The sequence below is a fragment of the Protofrankia sp. CiP1_Cm_nod3 genome, assembly GCF_982290655.1.
On record NZ_CEVIVD010000034.1, the window covers coordinates 23,873 to 33,062 of the forward strand.

Sequence of the window (9,190 nt, forward strand, 5' to 3'; positions counted from 1 at the left end):
CCCACGGACGGCGATTCCGATGACGGTGATGAGCCCGTGACACCATTCACCACCATGCCTGACATCGCACCCGCCGACGCATCCACCGCCGTGCCCCCCGGCGCGCCCGCCGCTGTGCCCGCGACGGCGCCCGCCGCCGGCCGCCTGTGGGAGCCGGGGGCGGCGACCGGCGTCGGGTCGCTGCCGGGGACCGACCCGGTCGAGGCGTGCCGGCTGGTCTTCGACGAGCTGCCCGACCTGCCGCACCTGCCCGAGCTGCCGGCCCGCGGCCCCGGCGCCGACATGATCGGCCGTTCGGCGGGTCTGCTCGCGGACATGCCGGTCGACCTGCAACCGTCCGGGTGGCGGCTGGTACCGCGTCCCGGAATGGACCTGCGCCGCACCCGGGACCTGCTCGCCCGCGATCTCGACGCGCTGGGTGAGGTCGCCGCCGGCTACACCGGGCCGCTGAAGGTCGCCGTCGCCGGCCCGTGGACGCTCGCCGCCACCGTCGAGCTGCCCCGCGGGCACAAGGCCCTCAAGGACGCCGGCGCCAGCCGGGACATCGCCGAGGCCCTGGCCCAGGGACTCGCCGCCCACCTCGCCGGCATCGCCCTGGCCGTGCCCGGCGCCCGCCTGATCGTGCAGGTCGACGAGCCCTGCCTGCCGGCGGTGCTCGCCGGTGAGGTCCGCACACCCAGCGGTTTCGGGGTGCTCCCCGCGGTGGAGGAGGGCGTCGTCGTCGACCGGCTGCGGACGCTGCTGGCCGCCACCGGGGTGCCCACCGGGGTGCACTGCTGCGCGTCCGCGCCGCCGCTGGGACTGCTGCGGCAGGCGAAGGCCGCCTTCGCCAGCGTGGACGCGACCCTGCTGACGCCCGCCGACGACGACGCCGTCGGCGAGGCGGTCGAGGCCGGGGTCGCGCTGATGCTCGGGGTGGTGCCGGCGCGGGGCGCGGACCTGTCGGACGTGTCGGACCTGTCGGACGCCCGTCGTACTGTCGAGCCCGTCCGGTCGATGTGGCGGCGGCTGGGGTTCGCCCCGGAGCAGCTTCGGGAGGTGGTCGTGGTGACTCCCACCTGTGGTCTCGCGGGTGCGACACCCGCCTATGCCAGGGCGGCGCTGCGGCGCTGCCGCAAGGCGGGCCGGGCGCTGGCGGACGGCTCGGTATGAGCCCGCTCGACATCTCGAGTCCGGAGGCCCCCCCGGGCGTGGCCGGCGCGCCGGCGGCCGAGGCAACGGTGGATGCTCCCCCGGACGCGGGCGGCTCCCCGGACGCTTCCCGGAGCGTGACGCCGGGGAGCGGGCCCGAGCCCCGGCCCGACGGTGAGCTCCCCGCCGGCGGCGACGCCGAGCTGTCGGCGCCGGGCGTCGCGGTCGACGAGATCCCGGCGCGGACGCGGGCGCGGGCGGCGGAGCTGGCCCGGGAGTTGGGCGAACACGCCTTCCGGTACTACGTTCTGGACTCCCCGACCGTCTCCGACGCCGAGTACGACCGGCTCATGGCCGAGCTGACGGAGATCGAGACCCGTTGCCCGGGGCTGCGCACGCCGGACTCACCTACCCAGAAGGTCGCCGGCGCCATCTCGACCCTGTTCACCCCGGTGGAGCATCTGGAGCGGCTGCTCTCGCTGGACAACGTCTTCACGGAGGTGGAGTTCGAGGCGTGGGCCGCCCGCGTCACCCGGGAGGCCGAGGTGGACGCCTGGCTGTGCGAGCTGAAGATCGACGGTCTCGCGGTCGACCTGGTCTACGAGGACGGCTACCTGGTGCGCGCGGCCACCCGCGGCGACGGGCGGACCGGGGAGGACGTCACCCCAAACATCCGGACCCTCGCGGCGGTGCCGGGCCGGCTGCGCGGCGGGAGCGTGCCCGGGCTGCTGGAGGTCCGCGGCGAGGTCTTCTTCCCGACGGCGGCCTTCGCCGAGCTCAACGCCACGCTGGTCGCCGCCGGCGACAAACCGTTCGCCAACCCGCGCAACGCCGCCGCCGGCTCCCTGCGGCAGAAGGACCCGCGGGTCACCGCCACCCGCCCACTGTCCATGATCATGCATGGGCTCGGCGCCCACCGCGGCTTCGACGTCACCTCCCAGTCCGAGGCGTACCAGCGGATGGCCGAGCTCGGCCTGCCCGTCTCCACGCACCACGAGGTGCTGGCGAGTGTCGCCGAGGTCGAGGCGTTCGTCCGCCGGTGGGGGGAGCACCGCCACGACGTCGAGCACGAGATCGACGGCGTGGTGGTGAAGGTCGACGCCTTCGGCCTGCAACGCCGCCTCGGCGCCACGTCGAAGTCCCCGCGCTGGGCGGTGGCCTACAAGTACCCGCCCGAGGAGGTCACCACCAGGCTGCTCGGCATCGAGGTCAACGTGGGCCGCACCGGGCGGGTCACCCCGTTCGGCCGCCTGGAGCCGGTCAGGGTCGCCGGCTCCACCGTCGCCCTGGCCACCCTGCACAACGCCGACCAGGTGGAACGCAAGGGTGTGCTGATCGGCGACACCGTCGTCCTGCGCAAGGCCGGCGACGTGATCCCGGAGATCGTCGGCCCGGTCGTGGACCTGCGGGACGGCTCCGAGCGCGCCTTCGTGATGCCCACCCACTGCCCGGAGTGCGGCACCGGGCTGGTGCGTCCCGAGGGCGAGGCCGACGTCCGCTGCCCGAACACCGTCTCGTGCCCGGCGCAGCTGCGCGAGTCGCTGTTCCACTTCGCCTCCCGCGGCGCCCTGGACATCGACGGCTTCGGCTACGAGACGGCGTCCGCCCTGCTGGCGGCCGGCCGGGTGAGCGACGTCGGCGACGTCTTCCACCTCACCGCCGAGTCGTTCGCCGAGCTGCGCGGCTTCGCCAAGAAGAAGATCGACCAGATCCTGCGCGGGGTGGACGCGGCCCGGCGGCAGCCGCTGTGGCGGCTGCTGGTCGGGCTGTCCATCCGGCACGTGGGCCCGAGCGCGGCCCGGGCGCTGGCCCGTGAGATGCGTTCGGTGGACGCCATCGCCGCCGCGCCCACCGAGACGCTGGCCGCCGTCGACGGCGTGGGCCAGACCATCGCCGCCTCCGTGGTGGACTGGTTCGCCGATCCGCGCCACCGGGACATCCTGGAACGGATCCGTTCCGGTGGGGCGCGGCTCGCCGACGCCGGCGCGGACGACGGGCCCGGCCCGCTCACCGGCGTCACCGTCGTGATCACCGGGACGCTGGCGGGCTGGAGCCGGGACTCCGCCACCGAGGCCGTCCAGGCCCGCGGCGGCAAGGTCACCGCCTCGGTGAGCAGGAAGACGGCCTTCGTGGTGGTCGGCGCCGACCCGGGGGCGAGCAAGTACGACAAGGCCCGCGCCTGGAAGCTGCCGATCCTCGACGAGACCGGCTTCGCCGTCCTGCTGGAACAGGGCCCGCAGGCCGCGGCCCCGCTCGCGCTCCCACCGGAACCGGACGACCCGTCAGAACCGACCGACCCACCGGCGGCGACCGACCCACCGGAACCGGTTGACCCAACGGAACCGGCCGACGGCTAGCCACCGGCCGCCTCCGTTGGCGGGCGCCTCCACGCCTTCTCCGCCAAACGAGGGCTCTTCGGAGAATGAGTGTGGAAACGGTCGCTGTAGCAGCCGTTTCCACACTCATTGTCTTGATCGGAACGGGGTGTGCGGCTGTCCGGCCGGCGTTTCGGGGGCTGGCGGCCGGGGCGGCGGGATGAGCCAGGTGCCAGGTGGGTGCCGGTCCCCCTGGGTGGGTGCCGGTGTCAGGTGGGGGCCGGTGAGGTGTGGCGGTTGCGCACGATCGTGGCGGCTATGCCGGCGAGATGGGCCAGCCGCTGGACCTCGGAGGCGCGGAAGCGCGGGCCACCGGGCCGTCCGACGAGCACCGCCACCTCACAGCCGCCCTCCGGGGGAGTGCCCACCGGGGCCACCGCGAGTTCCATGCCGAGCGCGCTCCAGCGCGGCGGGAACCAGCCGCTGTCCGCGTCGAAGCCACGCGCGCGGTCCAGGGGCAGCGACAGCAGTTCGGGGCGCACCTTCTTCGGGCTGGTCAGCTCGTCACCACCGAGGTCGGGGGCGCCGACGGAGGACTCGACGACCCGGATGTCGCCGGGCGCGACCCGTTCGAGCAGCACCGCCCAGTCGGCGTGGAATACCGCGCCGACGAACCCGGTGAGGACGGCGAGCGCGTCGTCGGGCCGGGCGGTCAGCGCCTCGACAAGGTCCAGGTCGTGCCGGATCCCCACGCCGCCGGCCGGGTACGGGCGCAGGGACTCCACGCTCACCCCGGGCACGGAGCAGGCCGCGGTCAGCACGGTGTCGGCCAGCCCGTTCGGGGGCAGTTCGACGACGACGTCGTCCACGGCACCGCGCGCGCCGCGCTCGACCACGCTCAGGCTGACGATGTCGATACCGGCCTGCCCGAGGGCGGTGGCGACGGCGCCCAGGGCGCCGGGCCGGTCCGGCAGGACGAGGCGCAGCAGATACGACATGTAGTCAAGAATACATTCCGTGCATGCTTGATTGGTGACAACAACGTCACGTGCAGGTATCGGTGCTGGTCATCAGTGCGTTTTCGGGCTGTCATAGCTGGTGGCGGATGGCGCTATCGCTCACGTTATGTTACCTCACGCGAAGATCACTTCTAGCGCGCCGGTCAGGTAACCCTACGTATCCCCGCGGACGGTGGCACGCGTCGATGGACGTCGGCCACCGGAGAAGATCGGCGCGAGTTTGTCGTTGTGTACGCTGACGCGGCCAAAAAGCGTACACAACAACAAAATCGCGGCGATCATAGCCTGTGCGGGTGGCCGATTCAGGCGGGGCCGAGAACGGCGCCGATCCGCCGCCGTACCTCGGTCTCGCCCAGCGCAGCCGCGACCAGGTGGAGAGCGGGGCTGCGGGTGGAGCCGGTGAGCAGCACGCGGACCACCTGGGACGCTTCCCGGATCGACCCGACGTAGGAGCCGGGGTCGTTCTTGTACTCCTTGACGCTTGCCGCGAAGCCGTTGTCCTTGGCCGTCACACGGATCTGGTCGAACCAGCCGTCCGAGTCGGACAGGTCCTGGTAGACACGCAGCAGGTCCGCGCACAGCCGCCGCACCACATCGGGCGCGAGGCCGCCGAACCGGCTGTCCGCGGGATCGGTCACCGGCTCGAACAGCGCGGTGAAGAAGTAGCCGTAGATCGGCCGGAAGTCCGACCACTTGCGCAGGTCCTTGCGCGGGTTGTCCACCCCCGTCCGCTCGATGTCCAGCGCCCGCACGGCGAGGTCCTGCTCGGCGCGGACAGCCTGCGCCAGTTCGGTGTCGTGGGTATCCGCCCACGTCAGCACCTCGTCCAGGACATCCCGGCTTGGCAGAGTCGCGACGTAGTCCGCCGCGATGTCCTCCAGCTTCACCAGATCCACCAGCGCGCCGGACACGCCGCACTCGGCCAGGCGCAGCGGGGCGGTCAGCGCCTCGGCCAGCGGCATCTCCGCCAACCGCCCGTTGATCAGCCCGCGAAGGTAGTAGAGCACACTTGGCGCCGGGTAGCCCGCTTTGATGTAGAACTCGACGGACGCTTCAGGGTCCTTGCGCTTGGACAGTTTCCGTTTTCCTGAACCGTCCGCTTTCAGTAGTGGCGCGATGTGCGCGTATGGAATGTGCTCGAAACCTGCCGCGTCGAACAGCTGCAGGTGCACCGGGACCGAGGGCAGCCACTCGTCGCCCCGAATCACGTGCGTGACCCGCATCAGGTGGTCGTCCACGACGTGCGCGAAATGGTATGTGGGCAGTCGCAGCGGGCTGTCGGAATTTTTCAGGATGACGACGTCGTTACGGTTCGCGTCCGCCTCCAGGCGACCGCGTATCAGGTCGGTGAAGGCGATCCTGCCCGGCGCGCCCGGCGATCGGAACCGTATGACGTAAGGCTGGCCGGCGGCCAGTCGTTCGCGCACCTGTTCGTCGGTGGCATCGCGCCAGGTCGCCCAGCGGCCGTAGTAGCCGGTAGGGACTTTCTCCGCGCGCTGCTCCTCGGCGGACGCGGCCAGTTCCTCCTTCGTGGCGAAGCACGGGTATGCCTTGCCTGTACGGAGGAACTCGCGCACGTAGGTCAGGTAGATCAGCGCCCGGTCCGACTGGGTGTAGGGGCCGTGGGCGCCGGTCGGATCGGACTCGTCCGAACTGACGCCGAAGTAGCCGAAGGCCACGTCGAACCGGGCGGTCGCGCCCTCCACGGTTCGAGCCTGATCGGTGTCCTCGATCCGGATGAAGTAGGAACCGCCGGACTGCCGTGCGAGGTCCTTGTCCAGGATCGCCACATAGATGCCACCGAGATGGGCGAAACCCGTCGGACTCGGGCAGAAACGGGTGACCATTGCGCCCGACGGCAGGTTCCTCGGCGGGTACCGCTCCTCCCAGTGCTCCGGACCGGGCAGATCAGTTGGGAACAGCGCGTCGATCTCGTCGCGGTCAAGCATTGCAGAAGGTACCTCCACGGGCACTGGACAGTTCTGAAACCGCAGTGATCATCATCTCCAGGCGATCCTGTGGTGGGCACTACCCGCAGGCATGTCTGCGATGCTAGCGGGCAACAGGCATGCTCCGGGGGGAGGGCGTGTCAGACATGCGGCGCGGTTTCTCCCAAGGTGGTGGAAGACGGCCGGATCCGACGCCATCAACCGGCGGTACCCACGTCGCGGGCGTGACCAGGGCGAATCCGGAAACTCATACCGGATGGCGCCGGTTCTGGCAGGTCACGGGCTCTGTCGCTCCGCACGATGTTGTCGGTACGGGCGGGATCGCGGCGGCTAGGCCTCGCCCGGGCACACGATGTCGTCGCTGGCCGGCACGCCACAGGCCGATCGGGCGGGCCGGACCGTACGATGACCACAGCGCCGTACGCGGGCCAGGCCGTACGCGGGCCGGTCTGGGGCCGGCTTCCGTTCCGCGGCCGTCCGCCGCCGGCGTGCCCGCGGGTCAGCAGGCCACGGCGATCAGCAAGCCACAAGGTGATCGGAAGGTCATCGGGAAGTCAGAGGGTCGTAACCGGTATGGCGATTACCAGGGACGAGGTCGCGCACCTCGCCCGCCTGTCGCGGCTGGCGCTGTCGGAGGAGGAACTCGACACGCTCGCCCCCCAGCTCGATGTGATCATCGGTGCGGTCGCCCGGGTCGCGGAGGTGGCCGCCGGCGACATCCCCCCGACGACGCACGCCGTCCCGCTGACGAACGTGTTCCGGGCCGACATCACCGGTCAGTCCCTGCCGCGCACCGACGCTCTCGCCGGCGCGCCCGCCACGCAGGACGGCCGCTTCCGGGTGCCGCGCATCCTTGATATGGACGAGTGAGGGTTCCTGTCCGTGACCGACGTCATCCGTTTCTCCGCCGCCCGAACCGCCGCCGCGATCGCCGCGGGTGAGCTCAGCGCGCTGGAGGTGACCCAGGCCGCGCTCGACCGGATCGCGAAGGTCGACGACCGGATCAACGCCTTCCTGCACGTCGACGTCGACGGCGCCCTCGCCGCGGCCCGTGACGTCGACCGGCGCCGGGCCCTGGGGGAGACGCTCGGCCCGCTCGCGGGTGTCCCGCTCGCACTCAAGGACGTCTTCACCGCCCGGGGGATGCCCACGACCTGCGGCAGCCGCATCCTGGAGGGCTGGTACCCGCCGTACGACGCGACCGTCGTGGCGAAGCTGCGCGCGGCCGGTGTGATCATCATCGGCAAGGTCAACATGGACGAGTTCGCGATGGGGTCGTCCACGGAGAACTCCGCCTACGGCCCGACCCGCAACCCGTGGGACACCGACCGCATCCCCGGCGGCAGCAGCGGGGGCAGCGCGGCGGCGGTGGCCGCGTTCGAGACGCCGGTCGCGCTCGGTACCGACACCGGCGGCTCGATCCGCCAGCCGGCGGCGGTGTGCGGGCTGGTCGGGGTCAAGCCGACCTACGGCGGGGTGAGCCGCTACGGCCTGGTCGCCTTCTCCAGCTCCCTGGACCAGGCCGGCCCGCTGGCCCGCACGGTGACCGACGCCGCGCTGCTGCACGCCGCCATCGCCGGCCACGACCCGCTGGACACCACCAGCGTGGAGCTCGCGCCGCCGCCGGTGGTGGCCGCCGCCGCCAGCCGTGACCTGCGCGGGGTGCGCATCGGGGTGGTCCGCGAGCTGTCCGGGGACGGCTACGACATCGGGGTGCGCGCGCGTTTCTCCGACACCCTCGAGGTGCTCGTCGGCCTCGGCGCCGAGGTCGTCGAGGTCAGCTGCCCGCACTTCACCTACGCGCTGCCCGCCTACTACCTGATCGCGCCGAGCGAGTGCTCGTCCAACCTGGCCCGTTTCGACGCGATGCGGTTCGGCCTGCGGGTCGGCGACGACGGCGAGGCGAGCGCCGAGGAGGTCATGAGCCGCACCCGCGGCATCGGCTTCGGCCCCGAGGTGAAGCGGCGGATCATCCTGGGGACGTACGCGCTGTCGTCGGGCTACTACGACGCCTACTACGGCCAGGCCCAGAAGGTCCGGACGCTGATCAGCCAGGACTTCGCCGCCGCCTACGAGCGGGTCGACGTGCTGGTCTCGCCCACCACGCCCACCGTCGCGTTCCGGCTGGGGGAGAAGGTCGACGACCCGGTGTCGATGTACCTGTCCGACCTGTGCACGATCCCGTCGAACCTGGCCGGCGGGCCGGCGATGAGCCTGCCGGTCGGTCTCGCCGACGGGCTCCCCGTCGGATTCCAGATCATGGCGCCGGCGTTCGCCGACGACCGCCTGTACCGGGTCGGCGGCGCGCTGGAGGCGGCGCTGGAGGCCAGGCGCGGCCGTCCCTTTCTCGACGACGCCCCGCCCCTGTGACCGAACCGCCGGCACGGACGTCCGGTGCACGCACGTCCTGTGACGGAAGCCACGGCGCGGGCATGCCAGGGCCGGCCGCGCCGTGACGGGCGGGCTCGCGTCGGGTATGCCCGCACCGGGCGTGTCGTGACAAGATCCCGGGCTCGCCCGGAGCGAATCATGATCGCGCGTGTGTCGGCCGACTACGATGGCGAGAGGGAGGCCTATGATGGTTGCGCTACGTAGCAGACGTGAGGACCGGGTGCTGCTGGCGGTAGCCTGGGTGCTGACTGTCGCCGCCCTTGTAGTCGGTGTCGTCGCGCCGGCGCCCATCCTGATCCTGTGGGGTGTCCTCGGCGTCGGCGCGGCCGTGTTCGCCACCCGGATCCACCTGCGTGACACCCGGCCCCGCCAGCCGGACCCCGCC

General features: G+C 72.0%; 6 protein-coding genes and 1 pseudogene. 5 read left to right on the forward strand and 2 right to left on the reverse strand.

Annotation, left to right across the window (positions count from 1 at the left end):
* Positions 1-114 precede the first annotated feature (114 nt).
* Both AC5LUJ_RS09405 and ligA read left to right on the forward strand, forming a co-directional pair.
* Entirely contained in the window at positions 115-1,152 is a 1,038-nt protein-coding gene (locus AC5LUJ_RS09405; protein ID WP_493464785.1) for a methionine synthase, read from the forward strand.
* Positions 1,149-3,488 (forward strand): NAD-dependent DNA ligase LigA, encoded by a 2,340-nt coding sequence (gene ligA / locus AC5LUJ_RS09410; RefSeq protein ID WP_250292446.1) that lies wholly within the window; start codon positions 1,149-1,151, stop codon positions 3,486-3,488. Before AC5LUJ_RS09405 ends, ligA begins: the two co-directional genes overlap by 4 nt.
* 227 nt (positions 3,489-3,715) lie before the next feature.
* Here the strand turns inward: ligA and AC5LUJ_RS09415 are convergent, their stop codons facing one another.
* A complete protein-coding gene (locus AC5LUJ_RS09415) occupies positions 3,716-4,444 on the reverse strand; it encodes an ACT domain-containing protein (protein WP_250284855.1) in 729 nt (242 codons plus the stop codon).
* A 323-nt stretch (positions 4,445-4,767) separates the two neighbouring features.
* Positions 4,768-6,414 (reverse strand): glutamate--tRNA ligase, encoded by a 1,647-nt coding sequence (locus tag AC5LUJ_RS09420; protein ID WP_250284853.1) that lies wholly within the window; start codon positions 6,412-6,414, stop codon positions 4,768-4,770.
* 573 nt (positions 6,415-6,987) lie between these two features.
* On the opposite strand from AC5LUJ_RS09420, the gene gatC reads away from it, so the two are divergent.
* The 3 genes and pseudogenes from gatC to AC5LUJ_RS09435 form a co-directional block, all read left to right on the forward strand.
* Positions 6,988-7,284, forward strand: a complete 297-nt coding sequence (gene gatC / locus AC5LUJ_RS09425) for an Asp-tRNA(Asn)/Glu-tRNA(Gln) amidotransferase subunit GatC (protein ID WP_250284852.1) — start codon at positions 6,988-6,990, stop codon at positions 7,282-7,284.
* A gap of 12 nt (positions 7,285-7,296) precedes the next feature.
* The gene (gene gatA, locus AC5LUJ_RS09430) at positions 7,297-8,784 is read left to right on the forward strand and encodes an Asp-tRNA(Asn)/Glu-tRNA(Gln) amidotransferase subunit GatA (protein WP_250284851.1); all 1,488 of its coding nucleotides are present in this window, start codon (positions 7,297-7,299) and stop codon (positions 8,782-8,784) included.
* Between the two features lie 205 nt (positions 8,785-8,989).
* Positions 8,990-9,190 (forward strand): annotated as a pseudogene (locus AC5LUJ_RS09435) (hypothetical protein); the annotation flags it as partial.

Coding starts and splice junctions, on each gene's coding strand:
- ligA (WP_250292446.1), top strand. CDS start 1,149: ATGAGCCCGCTCGACATCTCGAGTCCGGAGGCCCCCCCGGGCGTGGCC.
- AC5LUJ_RS09415 (WP_250284855.1), bottom strand. CDS start 4,444: ATGTCGTATCTGCTGCGCCTCGTCCTGCCGGACCGGCCCGGCGCCCTG.
- AC5LUJ_RS09420 (WP_250284853.1), bottom strand. CDS start 6,414: ATGCTTGACCGCGACGAGATCGACGCGCTGTTCCCAACTGATCTGCCC.
- gatC (WP_250284852.1), top strand. CDS start 6,988: ATGGCGATTACCAGGGACGAGGTCGCGCACCTCGCCCGCCTGTCGCGG.